Origin of the sequence: Aquabacterium sp., from assembly GCF_036279675.1 — a bacterium.
Taxonomy (GTDB): domain Bacteria; phylum Pseudomonadota; class Gammaproteobacteria; order Burkholderiales; family Burkholderiaceae_C; genus Aquabacterium.
In genome coordinates this window covers 15,869-38,027 of the sequence record NZ_DASUIS010000063.1, presented here as the reverse complement: position 1 = coordinate 38,027, position 22,159 = coordinate 15,869, and the positions used below count along the sequence as shown (strand labels likewise).

Sequence of the window (22,159 nt, the reverse complement as noted above, 5' to 3'; positions counted from 1 at the left end):
ACAAGGCTGGACACCAGCCAGCCCCTCGTCGACGCTTACTTCCTGTCAGCCGAAGGCACGATGGCCTTCATCGCCGCCTGGAAGGCTGGCTCCATCACAAAGCTGTTCCAGCGGGTCATCAAGGCGTTGTAGGTCGCCTGGTCCACCACCTTGGCCTTGAACACCACCGTCACGTCGGCATTGAACTTGACCAGTTCGCTGTAGCGCGCGTAGTTCTTGCCCTTGAGCCCGTTGACGCCGTAGTTGCTGTAGCCGAAGGCGTTGGTGAGGTTGTTCCACTCGGCTGATCCAGGCGCGAACTTCACGACAGGAGGCGGCGTCACCACAGGGGGTGTGGTCTTGGGGGGCTCGGTCTTGGGTGGCGTGGTCTTCGGTGGTTCAGTCTTGGGCGGCGTGGTGGTCGCCACCGCACCACATGTGCCGCTTACATTGACGCGCACCCAGCCCACACTGGGCGTGGCCGAATCCGCGTTGATCACCACCTTCACGTTGTTCTGACCCGGCACCAGATAGGGCTGCGTCCAGATCGTCTTGAGCACATTGGCGGCCAGATCGATCCTGGTGTTCTGAGCGATCAGCGTGTCATTGCTGAACAGACGGTTGGTGGTGTTGGTCGCCGCCACGCCGGACACCTCGTCATACTTGACGTTGAAGGCGCACTTGCCACCGCTGGTGAGGAAGGCGTCGCTCGTGGCCACGTTGATCACATTGATCACGCTGGTGCTCATGCCGATCGGTGTCTGGGCAATCACCGTGCTGCCATCGGGCTTGACGATGCGGAACAAGCCCGTGACCTGAGGGCCTGAAGGCGCCGGTGTGCTGGCGGGCTTCGGGGGCGTGACCGTGGTGGTCGGTGGGGTGACGGGGGGCGTGGTCCTGGGTGGCTCCGTACTACCGAAATTGGCAGCGAAAACGGGAGAGGCCAGCATCACGGAGATCATCAAAGCTTGGGCTTTCATCTTGCATCCTTCAACAGGTTGAAGTCACAGCGGACTTCGAGGGTTGGGTGAGAATTGCAAGCGCCAAACCAATGGGACGGTCTCTGTGGAACGGGCCCATTCCACCGAGGCAACCCCGCTATCTTTTGCATGCGTCCACGCAGGAAGACCGGAGGCTTTGCGTCCCCGCTTTTCAGCGGGTTTGCCAACTGTGCAGACGCAGATTAAGGCCGCCGGTTACTTCATGTAAGCAAATCTTTCACACTTGAAAGACGCTGCGGACAAGCGGTATCGCGCATCCGCCGAACGGTCAAAACAGGCGTATGGATGCACCAGACATGATCTGGCGCAATGGCCGCATGGCCCTGTCATCAGCATGTCGTGCAGGCGCGCGTAGCATGGCGCCACCTTTCACCTCCCCCTTTGCGACAAGGACGCCATGTACCACGGTGAGCGATTGAACAGCGTGACCCACCTGCTCGGGTTGGCCCTGGCCGTGGTGGGCTCGGCTGTGCTGGTGGCACAGGCCATCGAAGGCGGTGATGCCCTGAGGATCATCGGCGTCAGCGTATTCGGCCTCACGATGATCGTGCTGTATGCGGCCTCGTCGCTTTATCACAGCGTGCGCGGCGCAAGCAAGGAAATGTGGGCCAAGGTCGACCACTGCGCCATCTACCTGCTGATCGCCGGCACCTACACGCCCTTCACGCTGGTGACGCTGCATGGCCCGCTGGGCTGGAGTATCCTTGCCTTCGAGTGGACGCTGGCGCTGATCGGCATCGGCAAGGAACTGTGGTGGGGCCGCGAGACCGTGCCCTCCGTGCCGCTGTACGTGCTCATGGGCTGGTGCGGCATCGGCGCGGCCACGCCCTTGATGGATGGCCTGCATGACCAGGGCTGGATGTGGCTGCTGGCTGGTGGCCTGCTCTACACCGTGGGCATCGTGTTCTACGTGCTGGACAAACGACTCAAACACGCCCACGGCATCTGGCATCTGTTCGTGCTGGGGGGCACGGCAAGCCACTTCTTCACAGTGTGGCGCTTTGTGGCTTGAGGCCGGCAGGCAAAGCTCAACGCTGGGTGCAGTCTTCCATGCCGTGATTGCCCCCCTTGAACTCGGGCTCGTAATAGAACTTGCTGAAGGTCCACTTGCCGCGCTTGTTCTTCTTGAATGAGGCGATGCCGGTGCCGTAGTCCTTGGTGCTCGGGTCGGTCAAAGCGAAGTGGATGGCCATCTGCGTGCCCTTGGCCGCAGCCTGGCCCGGGTAGCTGCCGTATCCAGGCACATCCAGCTTGAAGTTGTAGGCCCCATATTGCTGCACGCTTTGCGCGGGGACCCGTTCCAGCGTCACGGTGCCGGAGTAAGGCCCTTCATGATCGTCCTGCCCCTTGCAGTCATACACGCCGCTGAGATCAGGGCCGGTGAAAACAGGTTTGGCCGACGCCAGAGAGGCGCCCATCAGCAGGCCCAGCCAGCACAACATCTTCTTCGTCAATTCAACGCTCCTTGTTGACACCCGCCTCACGGATGGTTTCATGCAGATGAACAGCCAGCCAGAGCGCGCCTTGCGAGGCACTCAGCACCGTGTGGGGCGTGGCCGAGGGGATGAACACGTAGTCGCCCGCTTTGAGCGCCAGACGCTTGCCAGCGACATCGAGCTCGGCCTCGCCTTGCAACAGCACCACCCATTCGTCCTGCGCTTGCAGGTACTGTTGGGATTCGATCTTGGACGAGCTCACGATGCGCTCGATGACCAGGCCCTTGTGGCGCAGCAAGGTGTCGAAGCGCTCGCCCTCTTCGGGGGGCGGCGCCATGGAAAAAAGATTGCCGGTTTGCATGATGAGTTTGGCTTGACGGCCGGGATGCTTAAAAGGACAAACGCGCTTCCAGGGTCAGCATGCGGCCGCGGGCGTCGTAGTAGCGTTCGTCGTAGCCGAGCATCTGCCCCTTGAAGGTCCCGTCACTGGACAAGGACAGCGGCGGCCTGGTGTTGAACACGTTGATGATGCCCGCGCTCACCTGCATGTTGGCGTTGAACTGCCAACTGGTTTGCCAGTCCCACAGCACCTGACCCGGCACTTTCAACTGAATCGTCTGATTCGGCGCGCCGGTAGGTTGACCATTGGCGTCGATCGGCTCAACAGATCGAGGCATGTCTGCATACCCAGACTGATAACGGGCGGTCAGGCTGTGAGTCCAGCCTGCACGGATCAAGCTGGTGCGCCAGGTGGCTCGCCACTTCAGCGTGGGTGTGCCATTGGCGCCGTCTCCGATGTTGCTGCTCCAAGGGCCGCCAGGATAGAGTTGGCTGTCCTCTCGCAAAATGGTCGATACACGCAACTGGCTGTCCAACAAGCCCAACGCCGACCCGCGCCTGACCGAAGCATCCACATCGAACCCGCTTGACATCACAGCGCCACGGTTCACGACTTGTCCGTTGAAGGCCAACTGGTTGCCGACAACAGTCCACGCGCCCGAGTAGGCGCCTGGATTTCCAAACGCAACAGTTTGATCCACGCTGCCTATTCGGTCGTGAATGTGAACAGCCCACAGATCGAATCCGATGCTGTGACCCGCCAGCGGTTCAAGCCTCAGTCCCATACTGCCCTGTATTGACTTCTCAGGGCGCAACTGATCATTCCCGCCGATGACATAGTGGTAGGCCTGAGAAGTGCCATCAGCGCAAGGCACCACGCCCAAACGTGATGCCACTTCCTGCAAACCAGCGGTGCAGGCCTGACTGGACGTGGTGACACTCGAAGAACGATCCGGTGAGCGTAATTGCCCCAGCGTAGGCGCCTTGAAGCCCGTGCCCAAAGATGCACGCCACAGCACGGTGGGAGTCAGACGCCACCGGACATTGGCCTTGCCCGTGATGGCATCTCCGGACAGGGCATCATGATCGGCTCGTAACGCCGCGCCCAGGTCTGTCTGGGTTGAAATCGGAGCCAGCCATTCCGTAAAGATCCCCATCACCAGACGCGAAGCGTCCATGCTTTTCAAGGGCAGGTCGTCACCCAATCGCAAATCACCCAGGCCCGACGTGGCCACGGTGCCTGCCGCTGGATCTGACAGGAGACCCGCCGCAAACGGGCTGGGGCGCATGGACAAGCGCTCCTCGCGCACATTGGCCCCCACGGACCACTTCAGCGTACCGCCAGGCAAGCGGGCCAGTTCGTTGGACGCCTGTGCCTGCCACTCCAACAAGCTGCTGCGCCCATTCGTCCAGTTGCCGTTGTAGACCTGCCGCATGATGGCCGCCATACCAGAAGGCGACTGCTGCCCGGGCGCCAGAAATGGATCAATCAGATTGTTGGCCACCAGGCTGTTCGCCGCATTCGTGCCCATCGCACCCTGGATATCGCTGCGCTGCTCGCTGACCGAGTAAGTCATGGCGCTTTGCCACGCCCACCCATGAAGACGGCCCTCCAGGCGCATCGCCAGATTGCTCAAGGTGGACGAGTCTTCGAACCCTCGTCGCCCCACGTCCACAAACCGGTAGTCAACCGATGCGGGATCGTCGGTGATGCCCAATCCAGCGAGATAGCTGGCATACAAGGGTGACGTCGAATCAATGCTGAACGTCGTGGAGACCGGTGCCAGGTGAGATCGGACCACGCTGCGAGACCACAATGCATCCAGTTGCAGCTTGCCATCGGGCCCCACTTGCTTTGTATAGCTGGCCATCAGGCTTTGTTGCTTCTGCTCGGGCACGATGTCCAGATCAGCTGCATAGTTGTACAGGCACAGGCCGTAGTACTCGTACTGACCGCCCGGGCAGGTGCCATTGGCGTTGTAGTAGACATTGCCACCGGCCAGATAGTCGCTGTTCACCACGTTGGCGGGTGCCGATCTGAGTTGCCACTCTGCGTATCGATAGCGCTGCCCATCTCGCTCGAAAGACGGAAACAGGTTGCTGGCGTAGTCGCGCTTCGTGGCGCGCAATGCTGACCGATGGGCAACCGAACCTGCCAGGCTCAGCGCCTGTCCATCGGTGTCCAGGCTCCCCACACTCTTGAACGCACTGGCCCGCCACTCCCTCGCGCCGCCTTTCGGCAGCGTCCAGCCCACCGTGGCTTCGTTCGCATCGCCGTCACGGCGGGTGATGATGTTGACCACGCCGCCCAGCGCATCAGCCCCATACAAAGCAGAAGCACCATCGGTCAGCACTTCGATGCGATCGACCATGGCCAGCGGGATGGTGTTGATGTCCACCCCCGACAAGGCCCCGCTGCTCAACTGCCCGGCGAAGGGCGCGATGCGCTGCCCATTGAGCAACACCAGCGTGTAGGCGTCCCCCAGGTCATGGATGGACACGCTGGCATAGCCACGTGAATCAGAGCCCACCACCGAGCTGGTGGGCACCACGCCCTGCATGGCAGGCAATTGCTGCAGCAGCTCGGTCGTGGTGCGCGCACCGGATCGGTCTATCTCGGCGCGCCGGATCACGGTTACCGGCAAAGCCGTTTCGGCATCGATGCGGCGCAAGGCCGTGCCCGTGATCTGCACGGCGGGCAGGCGATCGGTGTCGGCATCGTTGTCGGGGGCGGATCGCGATGGCGCAGTCTGGGCGAGCGCCGCTGTGGCCATCGAGGCGCACAGCAGGGCAACGGCCCATGCCACCGCCTGGTGGGGGCAGGGTCGGTTCACGGGCTGGCTTTCAGGGCAAGGTCAAGCTGAGCTGCGAGTGTAGGCGCAGCGCAAGCCGACCCGCAGGCCGCCAGCCCTTCAGCTTAGGGGGGCGCTTCAGCCCTCGTCGAGCAAATCCCCCAGCTCGACTTGCCATCCCGCCAGCTCGTCGCCCGTGATCTGCAACCACGCCAAGGCGGCCTCGGAATAGGTCTTCCAATCCGCATCGGGCTCCAGGCCTTCGTGCTCGCGCATCAGGTAGTCGGCGATGAGGCCGGCCGCCAGCAGGTTGTGGATGTCGCTGTCGATGCGGCTTTCGCCCAGGCTGCCCAGGTCGTGGTGCAGGCGGATCGAGGCGATCACCAGGGGGTGCATGCGCCAGGCGCGCGCCACCAGGGCACCCACCACGGCGTGGTCGGTCTTGTGGTTGGCGTTTTCGGTGGCCACGAAGGAGCGGTCCTTGCGGGCCATGGCCTCGACCAGGGTGCCGGTGTAGCCCTTGCAGCTTTGCACCATCACGGCCATGCCCACGTGGCAGAAGAGGCCGAAGGTGTAGGCGACATCGGGCGACATGCCCGGCAGCTTCTGCGCCAGATAGGCCAGGGCGGTGGCGCGCTTGCCGGCGCGCTCCCAGAAGCGTGCCAGGTGCGGGCTGTTGACCTTGATGGCCCGCTGCGCCAGAAAGCCGGTCATGACGGCAGCGGTCTGGTCCAGGCCCAGGCGGTTCAGGGCCTGGCCGATGGTCTGCACCGGCTGGCCGGCGGCATACAGGGGGCTGTTGGCGGCCTTGAGCAAGGCCATGGACATGCCCACGTCGCTCGTGGCGATCCGGGACACCTCGTTGAGATCAGGTTCGGCAGCCGCCAGCGCCGTCTGCAAGCGGGCCAGCAACTCCGGGTAGGGCGGGAAGACGATGCTTTGCATCGGACCGCTCTTGCGAAGCTGGTCCAGCACGTCGATGACGGACTGCGCAAAATCGCTCAGTTTGGTCGGATCAGCCTTGGGCGGTGTGGCGATGGCGGTATCAGTCATGCGAAAGATGAGGAACACGAACGTGAACCGTCATCATCGTCTGCCGGGGTTCGAACTGAACGTCGACCGGTGACCCGACCGTGCGCTTCAGCACACTTTCATCTGCTCATTGAACGGGTGCCGTAGGCGACACCCGCCACCTCAACCCAACATGCGGGCGATCAGGGCACCCCGGTATTGCTCGCCCAGAGGAATGCGCACATGCAGGGGGCTGCCCGGTGCCACATCGATGGGTTCACCGTCCATGTTGCGCATGGCTTCCAGTTTCACGATCTGGTTGCCGGCCGGGTGGATGACCTCGATGGTGTCGCCCACGGCAAACTTGTTCTTGACCTCGACTTCCGCCCAGCCATCTTCGATGCCGCGCACTTCGGCCACGAACTTGCTGCGCTGGAATTCGGAGTGCCCGGTGATGTAGTTCTGGTAGTCCTGCGCGGGGCGGCGCTCCAGGAAGCCACTGGTGTAGCCCCGGTTGGCCATGCCTTCCAGTTGCAGCAGCAAGTCCGGGTTGAAGGGCTTGCCGGCCACGGCATCGTTGATGGCCTGGCGGTAGACCTGGGCCACGCGCGCCACGTAGTAAAGCGACTTGGTTCGGCCTTCCACCTTCAGCGAATCCACCCCGATCTGAGCCAGGCGGGCCACGTGCTCCACGGCGCGCAGGTCCTTGGAGTTCATGATGTAGGTGCCGTGCTCGTCTTCCATCACGGGCATCAGCTCGCCAGGGCGCTCGGACTCTTCCAGCAGGTAGACCTGATCGGCCGCCGGATGGCGCTGGCCATCACCGCAGGCCGAGAAGGCCTTGTTGGCTTCTTCCTGTTCCTTGCCGAAGTTGAAGTCACCCTCCAGCTTGATGGGGATGACCTCGCCCGTGTCCGACAGCTCGGTACCCGTGTGGGTCTTGTAATCCCAGCGGCAGGCGTTGGTGCAGGTGCCCTGATTGGGGTCGCGGCGGTTGAAGTAGCCCGACAGCAGGCAGCGGCCCGAATAGGCGATGCACAACGCACCATGCACGAAGACTTCCAGCTCCATGTCCGGGCATTCCTGGCGGATCTTCTCGATCTCGTCGAGGCTCAGCTCGCGCGACAGGATGATGCGCTTGACACCGATCTTTTCCCAGAACTTGACGGTGGCGAAATTGGTCGTGTTGGCCTGTACGGACAGGTGCACGGCCACTTCGGGCCACTTCTCGCGCACCATCATGATCAGGCCAGGGTCGGCCATGATGATGCCGTCGGGCTTCATCGCGATGACGGGTTCGATGTCGCGCAGATAGGTGCGGACCTTGTCGTTGTGCGCCAGCAGGTTGCTGGTGACGTAGAACTTCTTGCCGCGCTGCTTGGCCTCGGTGATGCCTTGCTGCAGCTGCTCCAGCTTGAATTCGTTGTTGCGGGCGCGCAGGGAGTAGCGCGGCTGGCCGGCGTAGACGGCATCGGCGCCAAAATCGTAGGCGGCGCGCATCTTGTCGAGCGAGCCGGCAGGCAGGAGCAGTTCGGGAGCAGGGCGTGTCATGGGGCGGTATTGTCTCCGTTTCGCCTTGACTTAGCATCCCCGGGTTGCTTGTCCCTTTTCACACCAGCCCCACCTGTTTGATCCCATCAGCTGAAATGACACAGACCGCTTCCGCCACCGCCGCCCTGGATCAGCTGGAACCCAGCGCCGTCTGGGCTCACTTCGCCACGCTGTGCCGCATCCCGCGCCAGTCCAAGCAGGAGGACGCCCTGCGCGAGCATCTGCGCCAGTGGGCCGAAGGCCTGGGGCTGGCCACCCAGGTGGACACGGCCGGCAACCTGATCATCCGCAAACCGGCCACGGCGGGCCGCGAAACCACGCCAGGCCTGGTGCTGCAAGGGCACCTGGACATGGTCTGCCAGAAAAACAGCGACAGCACCCACGATTTCAGCCGCGACCCGATCCGCCCCGTGCTGGCAGACGGCTGGGTGAAAGCCGAAGGCACCACCCTGGGCGCCGACAACGGCATGGGCGTGGCCATGATCCTGGCCTTGCTGGCAGACAAGACGACCGCACACGGGCCGCTGGAAGCGCTGTTCACTGTGGACGAAGAAGCCGGCATGGGCGGCGCACAGGGCCTGCAGCCCGGCTTGCTGCAAGGCAGGCTGATGCTCAACCTCGACACCGAAGAGTGGGGCGAGTTCTACCTGGGCTGCGCAGGTGGCATGGACGTGAACGTGCAGCGCCCCGGCATGGCGCAACCCCTGCCCGCTGGCCATGAGGCCTGGCGCATCAGCCTGACGGGCCTGCGCGGCGGGCACTCTGGCGTGAACATCCACGAAGAACGCGGCAACGCCATCAAGCTGCTGGTACGGGTGCTGGCCGATCTGAATGCCCGCCTGCCACTGCACCTGGTGGCCCTGCAAGGCGGCACCGCGCGCAATGCCCTGCCTCGCGAGGCCTTTGCCGTGATCGCGCTGCCTGACGGTCAGTCGGATGCACTGTCGAAAGCCTTGGGCAGCTGGCAAGCATTGCTCGCGCAGGAGCTGGAAGGCGTGGAGCAAGGCATCAAGCTGCAGGCCGAGCCCGCATCGGCCAGCCATGTGTTGAGCGAAGCAGAACAAACCATCTGGCTGCGCAGCCTGCATGCCGCTCCGCACGGCGTGCGCCGCATGAGCCAACGCGTGGCCGGCGTGGTCGAGACCTCCAACAACCTGGGCATGGTCGACCTGGAGCCACAAGGCGGCAGTTGCAACTTCATGGTGCGCTCCCTGCGCGACAGCGGCAGCCAGGCCCTGGCCGACGAGATCGTGAGCCTGTGGGCGCTGTCGGGCACCAGGGCCGAGCAGTCCGGCGCCTACCCGGGCTGGACGCCCAACCCCGATTCACCCTTGCTGTCGCTGTGCCAGCAGGTCTACCAGCGGGCCTTCCAGAGCGCCTCCAGCGTGCAGGTGATCCACGCCGGCCTGGAGTGCGGCATCATCGCGGCCAAGTACCCGGGCATGGACATCGTCTCCTTCGGCCCCACCATCCGGGGCGCGCATGCCCCCGGCGAGCAGGTGGAAGTGGCCTCGGTGGCCCGTACCTGGCAGCTGCTACAGGCCATCGTGTCGGCCATCGGAGCCTGAGTGCCTGGTGATGCCCCGGTGTCGAACGCGCCGCGCCGCCTCCTGTGTCCGCGATGTGATCGGCCGCAAAGTGCCTGCATCTGTGCCTGGATCACCCCCACGGCCAATGAAGCACGCGTCCTGATCCTGCAGCATCCGCTGGAAGTGAAGCAGGCCAAAGGCAGCGCCAGGCTCTTGCAGCTCAGTCTGCAACATACCGAACTGCGGGTGGGCGAGACCTTCGATCCTGACGAACTGCAGACCTGGCTGGCGGCCGACGGCGGCGGGGCATCACAAACGGTCTTGCTCTACCCGGCCCACCCGGAGTTGCCTGCGCCCGGCGCCGACATGAGCACCTTGCATCCCTCGCAGATCAAACTGGTCGTGCTGGACGGCACCTGGCGCAAGAGCCTGAAGATGCTGCACATCCATCCCGCCTTGCAGGCCTTGCCACGGCTGGCCCTGAGCCCGGATGCACCATCCCGCTATCTGATCCGCAAGGCGCATCGCCCGGATCAGCTGTCCACGCTGGAAGCCACGTGCATGGCACTGGCCGAGCTGGAGCAATCGCCAGAACGCTATACGCCCTTGCTCACGGCCTTCTCATCATTTGTGAGCGATCAACTGCGCCACACGCCGCGCGCATAACCACGAAAAATCAGAGGTTTTTCAGGCTAGGTCGAGCTGGCTCTGGTCTACTGATCTGGCTGTAAGTCGTATTGGTTGCCGTAACCGCCCACCTTGCCTCAGGTGTATCGAGGCAAGGTGCCCGAGACCTTGCGTTCTGCTGCCTTCGCCATGCCTGAAGAGCTCACCTGGCTTGCCGGCCAGATACCCCAGCAAGCTGACGTCGCGCGTGAGAACCAGGCTGGACAAGGCGTACGCCTGCGCATTCGCACCAGCCTGATCTGGCTGGTGGCCGCGAGCATGCTCCCAGGGATCTTGCTCAGCGCGTGGTTCATCGTGTCCGATTACCGGCAGCACAAGGCTCATGCCATCCAGAACGCCATCGCCATCGCCCGAGCGGGCACGGCCAGCCTGGACCGCGATCTCGCCGGCATCTCCGCCGCGTTGCGCGTGCTGGCCTCCTCCAGCGCGCTGAGCAACGATGACCTGACGAGCTTCTATACACAGGCCCAAAACGCGCTGCCCTATCAGGCCGTGTCCAACTACGTACTGATCGATGCATCCGGGCGTCAGTTGCTCAACACGCTCAAGCCCTGGGGCAGCCCCTTGCCAATCGTGGGTGGGCCGCCGCAGCTGCAACGCATTTTCGATACCGGCGAACCGATGCTCACGGACGTGTTCGTCGGGCCCGTGACCGGCAAGCCCATCCTTGCGCTGGGTGTACCGGTCATGCGCGACAAGCGCATCGTGTACAGCCTCAATGCGGGCATCTTTCCCGAGCGCATTGCCAAGGTCCTGCTGTCGCAGAACCTGCCTCGAAACTGGATCAGCGCCGTACTGGACAGCAAAGGCAATGTGGTGGCGCGCACCCACGACATGGCCCGCTTTGTCGGCAAGCCCGCCGTGCCGGACCTGGTCCGCATGTCGAGGCAATCCAGCGAAGGTGTGCTGGAAACGGTCACGCTGGAGGGCATTCCCGTGGTCACGGCATTCAGCCGCTCACGGCTATCAGACTGGTGCGTGGCGGTCGGCATCCCACAGGCACAGCTGACCGCCGAACTCAAGCGCTCGCTGTTCACCCTGCTGGTGGCCAGCGTGCTGCTCTACCTGTCCGCGCTGTGGGTGGCCTGGCGCCTGGCCGTGACCCGCGTGATGCAGCCTGCCCATGAACTGCTCAAACGCATGCAGGCCATCGCACACGGCCAGGAGCCCGGCCCGGTCGACATGCAACACACCCCTCATGAGTTCATCATGCTGGAACACGGCTTTGCCGACATGAGCGCCAAATTGCGCGAGCGTGAGAAGGAACGCGAAGCCAAACTGGCCGCCGAAGCCGCCAACCGCGCCAAGACGGCTTTTCTCTCACGCATGAGCCACGAGCTGCGCACGCCGCTCAATGCCGTGCTGGGCTTCACCCAGGTCTTGCAACTGGACCACGCCGAGCCCCTCACCGAACGCCAGCGCAACCTGATCGGGCTGATCGACAGCTCGGGGCAGCACCTGCTGAGCATGATCAGTGACATCCTGGATTTCTCCCGCATTGAATCCGGGCAGTTGCGCATCGAATTCGAACAGGTGGACGCTGGCAGCCTGATCGAAGCATGCCATCAGATGATGCAGGCCGATGCGGCCCAGGCCAGGCTGCAACTGGCCATCATCAACGAAAGCCAGAACGGCCAGGTCAGGGCAGACCTCACCCGGCTCAAACAAGTGCTGCTCAACCTGCTGAGCAATGCCATCAAGTACAACCGCCCCGGCGGCCATGTCACGCTGAGCCTTCAACGCCAGGGCGATTGCCTGCGCTTTGCCGTCCGGGACACGGGGCTGGGCATGTCAGCGCAACAGTGCGAACACCTGTTCGAACCCTTCAACCGGCTGGGTCGCCACCACAGCGACAAGCCGGGCACCGGAATCGGACTGGTCATCTGCAAGCAATTGCTGGCACTGATGGGCAGCGATCTGCATGTTCGCAGCGCGCCAGATCAGGGCAGCGAGTTCTGGTTTGACCTGCCCCAGGCCCCCTGACGGGCCAGATCCGATGTTGCGTATTCCCCCCAGCAGGGGCTGAATTGGTGCAGGGCGCTATTCCGCTCCAATGACCCTTTCGTTATCCTGTGTATCCCGGTGCGGAGCCTGACCCCCTTTCTGGCTGCTGCATACCCGTGCGTTGACGGCCGTCAGGCCAGGGAGGCAGCATGCGTCTTTCTCAGCGTCACACGCATCAGCATGACACCAGGGTGGACGCCTTGAGCGAGATGCGACATGAACGCGTAGACCTGTCGGCGCTGATGAGCGCCATCCCCGACCTTGTCTGGGTGAAGGACCTCGAAGGTGTCTATCTCGCCTGCAACCCCGAGTTCGAAAAATTCTTCGGCGCCCGGGAAGCGGACATCATCGGCAAGCGTGACCACGATTTTGTCGGGCTCGAACAGGCTGAATACTTCCGCAAGAGTGACCTGGCGGCCATGGCATCCGGGCGCTCGCACACGTCTGAATCGCTGATCACCTATGCCAGCGACGGGCGACAGGTGCTGGTGCAGTCGATCAAGACACCGCTGTTCGACGCACACGGCCGCATCTATGCCGTCGCCGGGGTATCCCGTGATGTCACGGCCATGCGGCAGACCCAGCTGGAACTCAAGAAGATCAACCGGGCCTCGCGCCTGCTGGCCGAAGCCAGCAGCATGCTGATTCACGCCGCCACCGAGGATGATCTGGTGCGTCAGGTGTGCGAACTGGCCGTCAAGGATGGCGGCTACCTGATGGCCTGGGTGGGGGAGGCGATGCACGATGACGCCCACACCATCCACCCGATTGCCTGCGCTGGCGGCGCATCCGATTACCTGGAAGGTCTGAGCTTCTCCTGGGCTGACGACGAGCGCGGCCATGGCCCTTGCGGCACGGCCGTGCGCAGCATGCGGCCGGTGTGCAACCAGAACTTCCTGACCAACCCGGCCATGGCTCCCTGGCGTGAGGCGGCGTTGCGGCACGGGTTTCAGTCATCCGCCGGGCTGCCCTTCAAGCTGGACGACGACAAGATCGGCGTGCTGTCGCTCTACGCCGCGGAACCCGACGCCTTTCAGCCGGACGAAATCGAGCTCCTGACCCGGCTGGTCGAGACGCTGAGCTATGGTCTCAATGCCACCCGGGCTCGTCGCAGCCGCGACCAGGCCCTGAACGCGCTCAAAGAAAGCGAGTTCATGTTCCGCTCCCAGTTCGATCTGGGCAACATCGGCATCAACATCACCACGCCGGACAAGCGCTGGGTGCGCTACAACCGCCGCTACTGCGACATGCTGGGCTACACCGAAGACGAGCTTCAGCACATGAAGTGGGAACAGCTCGTCCACCCGGAAGACCGGGCCGCAGCCCTGGTCAGCTACCAGCGGCTCCTCGCCGGCGAGGTCGATCACTACCAGATGGACCAGCGCGCCGTGCGCAAGGACGGCCGCGTCATCGACCTGACCGTCTCGGTGGCCAGCTACCGGGCGGACGGCCAGACCCAGCTGGTCATCGCCTCGCTGCTGGATGTCACCGACAAGCTGCAGACCCAGCGCGAACTGCAGCAGTATCGACAGGAGCTCGAACAGCTGGTCTGCCAGCGCACGCAGGAGCTGGAACACGCCCGCAATGACGCCGTCAAGGCCAACCAGGCCAAGAGCACCTTCCTGGCCAACATGAGCCACGAGATACGCACGCCGATGAACGCCATCATCGGCTTGCTCGCGCTGCTCAAGCGAGACGTCACCGAACCGGTTCAGGCCCAAAGGCTGGAACAGGCCGACGCGGCCTCCGCCCACCTGCTGCAGATCATCAACGACATCCTGGACATCTCCAAGATCGAAGCGGGCCGCCTGTCCCTGGCCGAGCGTGACTTCGACCTGCGCGACGTGGTGGCCCATGTATTCGACATGGTGCGCGTGCGGGCCTCGCAAGCCAGGGTGGATCTCGTGCAGGACCTGGATCCTTCCCTGCCCAGATGCCTGCATGGCGATGACATGCGCCTGCAGCAGATCCTGCTGAACTTCGCCAGCAATGCCGTCAAGTTCACCGAGCGGGGGCGGGTGAGCCTCTCGGTGAAACTGATCGGCAGCCCGCCCGATCGTGCCAGTGGCAAGACATGGCTGAAGCTGGCCATCGAAGACACCGGCATCGGCATCGCCCCCGACAAGCTCGACGACCTGTTCAAGGCTTTCGAGCAGGTGGACCGCTCCTTGACCCGCCGCTACGGCGGCACCGGGCTGGGCCTGGCCATCAGCAAGCGACTGGCCGAGCTGATGGGTGGGTGCATCGGCGTGCGCAGCCAGCCCGGCCAGGGCAGCACCTTCTGGGTCGAGCTGCCTTTCTCGCCTGCCCGACTGAGCCCGTGCGACCCTGAAGCCCGTGCGCGGGCCCGACAGCCCTTGCGTGCCGACCAGCTCAAAGGCCTGCGCGTGCTGCTGGCCGAAGACAACGCCATCAACCGGCTGGTCACCATCGAGGGCCTGGCCGGCTCGGGCATCGAATTCGACGTGGCCCTCAATGGCGAAGAAGCCGTGCTCAAGGCCAGCCGCCATCAGTACGACCTCATCCTCATGGATGTGCAGATGCCCTTGATGAACGGGCTGGAGGCCACGCAGTTGATTCGACAGCTCTCCGGATATGGCGCCACGCCCATCCTGGCCATGACGGCCAACGCCTTCGAGGAAGACCGACGCGAATGCCTCGCCGCCGGTATGACGGATCACATCAGCAAGCCCATCTCGCCGCATTTGCTGCAAGAGCGCATCGCCCACTGGGCGGGCATGCACCCCGGCGACAGGCCGCGTGACGGCTGAGGTCTACACTGCAAGAAGGATCACTCCAAACGGCTCCATGATTCCCAACAGCTGGCACACCTACGATCAATACGGCTACGCTCTGGTGGCGATAGTGGGCACCTTCGCCGCCGTGGCCCTCATCCAGTGGGTGATCCAGCATTCGCGCTGGGCAGACTGGGCTCGCACGCTGCACGGCGTGGCCCCACCGTTCATCAACATCATCGGTGTGCTGTTCGGCCTGACGCTGGCGTTTCTGGCCAATGACACCTGGAGTGCCCACGATCGGGCCATGCAGGCCGTCTACAAGGAGGCCGATGCCCTGCAGACCATCCATACCCTGTCCAGCAAGCTGCCCTACACCTTGCAGGCCCAGACACATGACGCCCTGCAGTCCTACGCCCGCGCCAGCGCCGACGAATGGCCTCAGTTGGCCCGACGCCACCAAAGCCGCGAAGTACGCCAGCGGGCCGACGCGCTGATGCGCCTTTTGTCGAGCGACGAGATGGCCAAGGCTGCGGGCAGCAACGTGCAATCGCTGATGCTCGCCAAAGCCAGCGAACTGCGGGATGAACGCAACCAGCGCATCGGCCTGAGCCAGACGCACGTCAACCCGCTCAAGTGGCTGGGCATGGCCTTTCTGGGGCTGTTGACGCTGATGTCGGTGGCCGTCGTGCACGTGGACAACCCGCGTGCGGCCTTCGTGGCCATCATGCTGTTTGCATTGGCGGCGGCGCCAACGGCTGCCATCGTGCTGATCCAGGGCAACCCCTTTCAGGAGCCCACGGCGGTGACGGCCGCGCCGATCGAGCGCGCCATCCTGGAGATGGCCCCACGCTGATCGCCCTGAGACCAGCAATCCGCGACATGGTAATCAGTAATGCGGCGGCAGCTCGTCACGCAAGCTGCGGAAGCTGCCCTGGCTGGTGTCGGTTGACTGTTGACGCAACTGCAACACCTCGCGGATCAGCATGTCGATCTGCTGCTGTTGGCGCACGATCAGCTGATTGAGGTCCTCCACCAGATCTTCAGTGAAGCTGGCCTTGATCTCCAGATCGGTCAGGCGCTTGTCGATGAGGTCGCTTTGTTCCATGCCCGTATTGGACCTGAAAACCGGGCCGTTCAGGCGCCTGGCAACCGCAGGTGGCTGACCAACAGCACCACCGCACAAAACAGGACAAATCCCCAGGGGATCATATCGGGATCGGACACCGGCATCACGTACTCCTTGCAGGCGCCTGGCCAAAACGGCAGGCCTCACAAGGGGAATACGCAAGCGCCGCGTCAGATCCGACACGGCCCGATCAAAAAAATCAGAGCACGTCGTCCTTGAAGACCAGGTGCAGAGCACCGTTGGCCGCATGGATGCGTTCGTTGCCGATCATGAGCGCAGCCGAATGGGCGTCACGCAGATGGCGGGTCACACTGTAGGGCGAGTCATTGCGGTAGCCGGTGGTGCCCGTGATGCGCAGGGCCTTGGTGCAGATCTCGGCCACCAGCTCCGAGGCGTTGAGCTTGAGGTGGTTGAGCTCGACGGCAAAGCCCACGGACGAGAGCGTGTCCTTGCCGCCATCTGGCTGGCGGGTGAGCATGTCGTAGTAGGCGGCACGTTCACGCACCTGGGTGCGCATCAAGGTCAGCCTGGAGGCCACTTCGCTCAGGCGCGCGGCGGTGGGTGGCGTGGCGCCCCCCATGCGCTTGGCCGTGTCACGCACGAAGGCGCGGGCGCGGGTGACGGCATCGGTGGCGATGCCCAGCCAGCCGGAGGACCACAAGATGTGGGCCCAGGGCACCATGGTGTGGGCGTTGATGTCGGCGAAGGGATCCGGCACGATCTGATCGGGCCTGAAAGTGGCCTCGATCACATAGCCCGGGCTGCAGGTGCCGCGCATGCCCATGGCGTCCCAGGTGCTGGTGATCTGCATGCTGCACTGGCTCTTGTTGACCAGCACCAGGGCCTGATCGCTCGCTGCCGAGGTGTTGGTGCGGCGAACCGTCATCAGGAAGTCTTCGCCATCTTCGCCATACGACACCACCGTGCCGTCTTTGCGAACATGGCAGGTGTCGCCTTCCTGCTCGATGTTGCAGATGCTGGTGCGCACGGAACCACCCACACCCGCTTCGGAGGTCACGGAGGCGATCAGGCGCTGGTCACGCACCAGATCATTCAGATAGGCCTGGAAGTAGGGCGTGTGACCGTGGCGAACCAGGCAGGCCACCTGTACCTGGTGCATGGCAAACACCATGGCCGCCGAGGCGCAGCGCTGGCCCAGGGCCTCGCACATCAGGCCCAGCTCGACGATCGAAGCGCCCTTGCCGCCCAGGCTCTCGGGCACATAGGCAGACAGGAGCTTCTCCGCCTTCAAGGCATCGATGGCTTCACGGGGAAAGCGGCCCTCTTTGTCGACGGAAACGGCGGCAGGCCCGGCCACCTCGCGGGCAATGCGGCGAACGGCTTCGATACGGTCAAGGGCGGCGGGGCTGAGGGTCATGATGAGGGCAAAGCGGAGTCTGTTCAGACGGGCTTGCCAACCTTACTGGCCAGGCGGCGGGCGACGTTGACACAACACAAACCGCGCGCATCTGCCATGGCCGGGCACCCCACTCATTCAGGCGGCACGCCCGCCCTGTCGTGAGAAATTCACGCGCCCCAGGGGGCTGCCGCGAACGTGTCAATGAAGCGTGGCAACAGATCCGAAGGCAGGGTATCGATGCCACCGGCCCTGGCGCGGCCATTGCCGCCAAAGGCCTGGCACACGGCCTCGGCACCCGACGGCCTGCTCAAGGGTGCCCGCACGCTGGCCGAGTAGCTGCCATCAGCCTGCTGACGCAGCACGGCATGGGCCCGACCGGGCTCGGCATTGGCCAGTTCATTGGCGAGCACGCCGATCACACGGCGGGCCCAGGGCGCGTCGGGCAGGCACAGCACCTGGCCGCCTGGGCTCTCCCAAAGTGGCTCAAGCGCCGCCACCTGCTGCAGGTCGGCCTGTCGCTGCGCGTCCAGCTCATCGATGATGGGCTCGGTTGCCAGCATGTCCAGGGGGTCCCTGTAAGCCTGCATGCACCGGTACAGATGCTGCGGCGCCAGCAGCACATCCAGTTCGGAGTCACCGTAGGCGTTGTAGTTGATGGCTTCACCCATGCGCTTGAGCGCGGCACGTGCTGCGGCATCGAAGCCGGAGGCCATGGCCAGCGCATCGGCCACCTGAGCGAGGTTGTCGCCGTAGGCGCCCACCAGCGCCCAGGCTCGGCTGGCACCCTGGATCAGGCGGTCCACCAGCAAGCTGGTGCACACGTCACGCCCCAGGTCCACATGGGCCTGAAGCAGCGGATGAAGCGGAATCTCACCCGACGCATGGTGGTCCACATAGCGAATGCGCACACCCCGTTCCAGCAGCGCCCTCAGGGCGGCCTGGTTGCGCTGCATGGACAGGTCAAACACATTCACCTCGTCACCCGCGCGCGCCTGGACGCGGCCCAACAGGGTGATCTCGCGCTTGAGCCCGGTGATCAGGGTGGCCTCAGCCGGCTCGAACCAGCGCCATTGCACCGTGGCACACAAGCCATCGGCATCACCATTGCAGACATCGAAGCGCTGCATGATCAGCTTGCCTTTCCCGCAGGTGCCATGTTCAGCCAGCGACGCGTCAGGTCGGTGGCCGACCAGGTCTGGCTGGCATCCACCTCCAGCGCTTCGGGGCCTTCTTCAGGCAGCAAGGCATCCCCGCCCTGGGCCTGCCAGGCCAGCACCGCCAGATCGGCTTCGGAAGGGTCACCACCTTTGGCCTGCCGGTGCCGGATGCGTTCCTGCAAGACGGCCAAAGGGGCATGGCAATGCAGGATGGCAAATGGCACGGCGTGGTCACGTGCCATTTGCCTGAAGCGGGCACGCTCTGCCGCATCCAGAAAAGTCGCATCCACGATGACGGGGTAGCCACACGACAGCGCCAGTGCGGCCAGCTCGTGCAATCGCGCGTAGGTCGCTTGCGTGGCGGCCTGGTCGTACTGCCCCGTGCCGAGCAGTTGCCTGCGGATCACATCGGAGCGCAGGCGCACCGCACCCGCGGTCATCAACATCGGCGCAGACACATGGCTCTTGCCCGAGCCGGACAGACCGTGTGTGATCAACAACGCAGGCCGCGTGGGCTCGATCAGTTGCAAAGCCAGGGCAAGGTAATCCGGCCCGTCGGCGGCAGGTTCTCGCCCCTGTTGATCCTGGCGCAGCCGGGCCACCAGTGCCCTCACCAGCGCCCGGTAGACCAGGTAATAGCGCAGGACAGGCAAGCCGGCATGGTCACCACGGGCATCCAGGTAAGCGTTGATGAAGCGCCAGGCCAGGTCAGTGCGCGCATGCGCCATCAGGTCCATGGCCAGGAAGGCGATGTCGCTGAGCCCGTCTATCCAGCGCAGGGCGGGGTCGAACTCGATGCAGTCAAAAGCCGTGACCTCGTCGCCCAGCACCACGGCATTGGCCAGATGCAGATCGCCATGCCCTTCGATGACACGGCCTTGCGCCTTGCGCTGGTGCCACAAGGGCTGCAAACGGCGCGCCTCATCCTGCAACCACGGCCACAGCCGGGCACAGGCCGCCTGGCAGCCATGCTCGGCCAGGCCCGTCAGGAGCACCTCCACCGGCTGGGTGATGCGCCGGGAGCTGCCCCAGTCGGTGTCGGGCCCGGCGATGGCGGCCTCCGCGTGAAAGGCCGCCAGGCGCCTGGCCAGTTTGTCGAGGTGCACGGCCTGCAGGGTGTCGGCGGCCAGGCGCTCGCTGAGCAGCGCACCGGGGGCAAACTGCTTCATCTGCAGCACGTACTCGAAGGGCTGGCCGGGGCCGTTCAGAACCGGCGCGGCAGCCGAGCCGGTGAGCGCATGCACGCCAAGGTAGATGTCTGGTGCGAGCCGGCGGTTGAGCTGCAGCTCCACCTCGCACAGGTGCTGGCGCGTGCGCAGCTCGCTGAAATCCAGAAATGACAAGTGCACGGGCTTCTTGATCTTCCAGGCACATTGCCCGTCCAGCAGCACCCAGGAGATGTGCGTCTCGATCAGTTGCGCTTGCCATTGTGCTTGCAGGGTGCGAACCAGTTCGAGCGACATGGCCACGTCTCCCTCTGTCAGGCTGCTGGTTTGCGCCACACGCTGGCCAGCCAGGGCTGCTGATCACGCGGCAAGCCCTCTGGCCGGTAGTAGTGCATCAGCTCGACAAACCCCGCGCCGGTCATGAAGGCACGCCAGCCTTCCAGCTCGTGGTAGACGCCATAGCGCCCGCCGTGCCACCCCTCCTGCCCCCTGCCACGCGGGTTGGAGCTGAACAGGACACCGCCTGGTTTCAGGGCCTGGTGGAGCTGGGAGAGCACCCGTGGCAGCGCCTGGCTAGGCACATGAAACAGCGATGCATTGGCAAAAATGCCATCAAAACGGGCCGCTGGCAGATCCAGCGCGAGAAAGCTTTGCTCCATCACCTCGCAGCCACTGTGTTGGCGGGCCATGGCGGCAAAGCTGGGGGTGCCCTCCAGGCCCGTGGCACGGTGGCCCTGGGCCGTGAAGGTTTTCAGGTCACGTCCAGGGCCGCAGCCCAAGTCCAGGATTTCGAACGGCGCGGTGCCCTGGATGTGGCGCAAGAGAGCGTGGATGTTCTGGCTGACATCATGGTCACGCGTGCCCAGCCAGAACTGCTCGGCACTCGCCTCGTAGTGCGAGAGGGTGTCGGAGGTGATGCGCTGCAGTGCGTCAGGTGTGAGGCCCATGCCTCATGTTGACACAGGATGGCCGTGTGCGCTCAAGGCACCGAAGCAGCCGAGGCAGCTGGTGCGGGAGGAGGCAATTCACCGGGCTTTTTCTCCCGCGCCAGGAACATCAATGGCACCAGCACCGGCACCAGCACCACGAAGTACAGCATCCACACGCCATCGGCCGTCACGGCCAGTGGCGTGGCCGCCTGCTGCGCCGCCTTCTCACCCAAGGACTCCTCGGCCTCCACCGTCACGATGTGGGTGTGGGGCAGGGTCTCGTTCTTCGCCAGATTGGCGTGCACGCGACCTGCAAACAGATTGCTGCCCTGGATGAAGCGCTTGCCTCTCAGCTCGCCCTCGAGCAGCCAGCTGCCATCGGGCTGCTGCGTGAAGTCCATCGCCTTCGCATCCTCGATCTCGGCGCGCTTGAGCGAGGCAGGCAGCCTCAGGTGGTATTGGCCTCTGGTCTGGCCGTCCAGCTTCACGAAAAAGGGATCGAACACGGCACTGGCCTGCGCCTTGAGCGGTGAATTCAGCAAGGCCACCAGCTCTTCCGGTGCGGCAAAGATGTAGTGATAGCGCTCGCCCAGGATCACGAACTGCTGCTTGTCCCGCGTGATCATGACGACCGACACCTTCTCGGTATAGGTTTGCCGCGTGATCTTGGGTGCGGTCGAGCAACCGCTGCCGCCCAGGGCAAGCTGAAACAGCCCCCAGGCCAGGATGACTCTGCGTTGGTGGTTCATGGCTGTCTCTGTGGTGTCCCGTTTCATGCGCACCACCCAAGTTTGCGCGTTCTCCAGGCCATCCACGTGCTCGCCCCCGACCGGCGGGATGACCCACGGAGCCAATCGCCTGACCATGCAGACACGGAAATCCGGCCAAAACAGGGTTTACCGGAAAACCCGTTGATGGCGCACCACGCCGAGCGGTATTCCTTCACGCTCTCGCCCGTTTTATCGCGTGAGCCCCTGTGCCCAGGGGGCCCGCCTTGCCCCACAAGGTGGCTCGCTTCTGGGACCATGACTCAAGCCAGCTCAAACCTGACTGACATGTGGATACCTGACTCGATTTACCAGAAACTGCCCGCCATTTATGTGGCCGCCGGCGCGGCGCTCGTGCCCGCTTTCGGCCTGAACGGTCCGAGCGTGATCAGCGCTGCGATGCTGGTGGCCGCCGGCGTGCTCACGGCACTGTGGCGATACAAGCATCGCCAGGCCGCCGAAGCCGACTCCACCCTGACCCCCAAGGATGAATGGGCGCAGCGGCGCGAACGTCGGCTGGAAGAAGCGCGCATGCGCGGCTATTGAGCATCAGCTCACCGCGGTACCCCACCCGCAGATACACCCCG

At 64.0% G+C, this 22,159-nt stretch carries 19 protein-coding genes and 1 riboswitch; of the genes, 7 read left to right on the top strand and 12 right to left on the bottom strand.

All coding sequences use genetic code 11. The annotated features are described in order from the left end of the window. Nucleotides 1-35: 35 nt before the first annotated feature. Nucleotides 36-959 carry a hypothetical protein gene (locus VFW93_RS07690; RefSeq protein ID WP_329693407.1) on the bottom strand — a complete coding sequence of 308 codons (924 nt, stop codon included), beginning with the start codon at nucleotides 957-959 and terminating at the stop codon, nucleotides 36-38. A 105-nt stretch (nucleotides 960-1,064) separates the two neighbouring features. After that, a riboswitch (cyclic di-GMP riboswitch) is annotated at nucleotides 1,065-1,155 on the bottom strand. Nucleotides 1,156-1,377: 222 nt separating this feature from the next. Here VFW93_RS07690 and trhA point away from each other — a divergent pair. Further along, nucleotides 1,378-1,992, top strand: coding sequence for a PAQR family membrane homeostasis protein TrhA (trhA, locus tag VFW93_RS07685; RefSeq protein ID WP_329693406.1), 615 nt, complete (start codon nucleotides 1,378-1,380; stop codon nucleotides 1,990-1,992). Nucleotides 1,993-2,008: 16 nt separating this feature from the next. Here trhA and VFW93_RS07680 read toward each other — a convergent pair whose 3' ends face one another. The 5 genes from VFW93_RS07680 to yegQ form a co-directional block, all read right to left on the bottom strand. After that, nucleotides 2,009-2,434, bottom strand: coding sequence for a hypothetical protein (locus tag VFW93_RS07680; RefSeq protein ID WP_329693405.1), 426 nt, complete (start codon nucleotides 2,432-2,434; stop codon nucleotides 2,009-2,011). Between the two features lies 1 nt (nucleotide 2,435). Then, on the bottom strand, nucleotides 2,436-2,753 hold the full coding sequence (locus VFW93_RS07675; RefSeq protein ID WP_329693404.1) for a cupin domain-containing protein: 318 nt from the start codon (nucleotides 2,751-2,753) through the stop codon (nucleotides 2,436-2,438). 52 nt (nucleotides 2,754-2,805) lie between these two features. Beyond that, on the bottom strand, nucleotides 2,806-5,589 hold the full coding sequence (locus VFW93_RS07670; RefSeq protein ID WP_329693403.1) for a TonB-dependent receptor plug domain-containing protein: 2,784 nt from the start codon (nucleotides 5,587-5,589) through the stop codon (nucleotides 2,806-2,808). 96 nt (nucleotides 5,590-5,685) lie between these two features. Further along, the gene (locus tag VFW93_RS07665) at nucleotides 5,686-6,600 is read right to left on the bottom strand and encodes an HDOD domain-containing protein (RefSeq protein ID WP_329693402.1); all 915 of its coding nucleotides are present in this window, start codon (nucleotides 6,598-6,600) and stop codon (nucleotides 5,686-5,688) included. A gap of 141 nt (nucleotides 6,601-6,741) precedes the next feature. Beyond that, entirely contained in the window at nucleotides 6,742-8,109 is a 1,368-nt protein-coding gene (gene yegQ, locus VFW93_RS07660) for a tRNA 5-hydroxyuridine modification protein YegQ (RefSeq protein ID WP_329693401.1), read from the bottom strand. 95 nt (nucleotides 8,110-8,204) lie between these two features. On the opposite strand from yegQ, the gene VFW93_RS07655 reads away from it, so the two are divergent. The 5 genes from VFW93_RS07655 to VFW93_RS07635 all read left to right on the top strand — a co-directional run bounded on the left by VFW93_RS07655 (nucleotide 8,205) and on the right by VFW93_RS07635 (nucleotide 15,920). Then, nucleotides 8,205-9,677: an aminoacyl-histidine dipeptidase gene (locus tag VFW93_RS07655; protein WP_329693400.1), complete on the top strand. Its 1,473-nt coding sequence runs from the start codon at nucleotides 8,205-8,207 to the stop codon at nucleotides 9,675-9,677. 18 nt (nucleotides 9,678-9,695) lie between these two features. Continuing rightward, a complete protein-coding gene (locus VFW93_RS07650; protein ID WP_329693399.1) occupies nucleotides 9,696-10,304 on the top strand; it encodes a tRNA-uridine aminocarboxypropyltransferase in 609 nt (202 codons plus the stop codon). Nucleotides 10,305-10,433: 129 nt separating this feature from the next. Next, nucleotides 10,434-12,308 (top strand): ATP-binding protein, encoded by a 1,875-nt coding sequence (locus tag VFW93_RS07645; RefSeq protein ID WP_329693398.1) that lies wholly within the window; start codon nucleotides 10,434-10,436, stop codon nucleotides 12,306-12,308. Nucleotides 12,309-12,478: 170 nt separating this feature from the next. Further along, nucleotides 12,479-15,100, top strand: coding sequence for a PAS domain S-box protein (locus VFW93_RS07640; RefSeq protein ID WP_329693397.1), 2,622 nt, complete (start codon nucleotides 12,479-12,481; stop codon nucleotides 15,098-15,100). 37 nt (nucleotides 15,101-15,137) lie between these two features. Further along, nucleotides 15,138-15,920, top strand: coding sequence for a hypothetical protein (locus tag VFW93_RS07635; protein WP_329693396.1), 783 nt, complete (start codon nucleotides 15,138-15,140; stop codon nucleotides 15,918-15,920). Between the two features lie 33 nt (nucleotides 15,921-15,953). Here VFW93_RS07635 and VFW93_RS07630 read toward each other — a convergent pair whose 3' ends face one another. The 6 genes from VFW93_RS07630 to VFW93_RS07605 all read right to left on the bottom strand — a co-directional run bounded on the left by VFW93_RS07630 (nucleotide 15,954) and on the right by VFW93_RS07605 (nucleotide 21,554). Next, on the bottom strand, nucleotides 15,954-16,172 hold the full coding sequence (locus VFW93_RS07630) for a SlyX family protein (RefSeq protein WP_290675160.1): 219 nt from the start codon (nucleotides 16,170-16,172) through the stop codon (nucleotides 15,954-15,956). A 220-nt stretch (nucleotides 16,173-16,392) separates the two neighbouring features. Next, the gene (locus tag VFW93_RS07625) at nucleotides 16,393-17,571 is read right to left on the bottom strand and encodes an acyl-CoA dehydrogenase family protein (protein ID WP_329693395.1); all 1,179 of its coding nucleotides are present in this window, start codon (nucleotides 17,569-17,571) and stop codon (nucleotides 16,393-16,395) included. 149 nt (nucleotides 17,572-17,720) lie between these two features. Next, entirely contained in the window at nucleotides 17,721-18,680 is a 960-nt protein-coding gene (locus VFW93_RS07620; RefSeq protein ID WP_329693394.1) for a hypothetical protein, read from the bottom strand. 2 nt (nucleotides 18,681-18,682) lie between these two features. Then, on the bottom strand, nucleotides 18,683-20,173 hold the full coding sequence (locus VFW93_RS07615; RefSeq protein WP_329693393.1) for a bifunctional aminoglycoside phosphotransferase/ATP-binding protein: 1,491 nt from the start codon (nucleotides 20,171-20,173) through the stop codon (nucleotides 18,683-18,685). A 17-nt stretch (nucleotides 20,174-20,190) separates the two neighbouring features. Further along, nucleotides 20,191-20,823, bottom strand: a complete 633-nt coding sequence (locus VFW93_RS07610; protein ID WP_329693392.1) for a class I SAM-dependent methyltransferase — start codon at nucleotides 20,821-20,823, stop codon at nucleotides 20,191-20,193. 32 nt (nucleotides 20,824-20,855) lie between these two features. Continuing rightward, a complete protein-coding gene (locus tag VFW93_RS07605) occupies nucleotides 20,856-21,554 on the bottom strand; it encodes a hypothetical protein (RefSeq protein WP_329693391.1) in 699 nt (232 codons plus the stop codon). Nucleotides 21,555-21,830: 276 nt separating this feature from the next. Here VFW93_RS07605 and VFW93_RS07600 point away from each other — a divergent pair, with 276 nt between their 5' ends. Next, on the top strand, nucleotides 21,831-22,118 hold the full coding sequence (locus VFW93_RS07600; RefSeq protein ID WP_329693390.1) for a hypothetical protein: 288 nt from the start codon (nucleotides 21,831-21,833) through the stop codon (nucleotides 22,116-22,118). The last annotated feature ends 41 nt before the right edge of the window (nucleotides 22,119-22,159 follow it).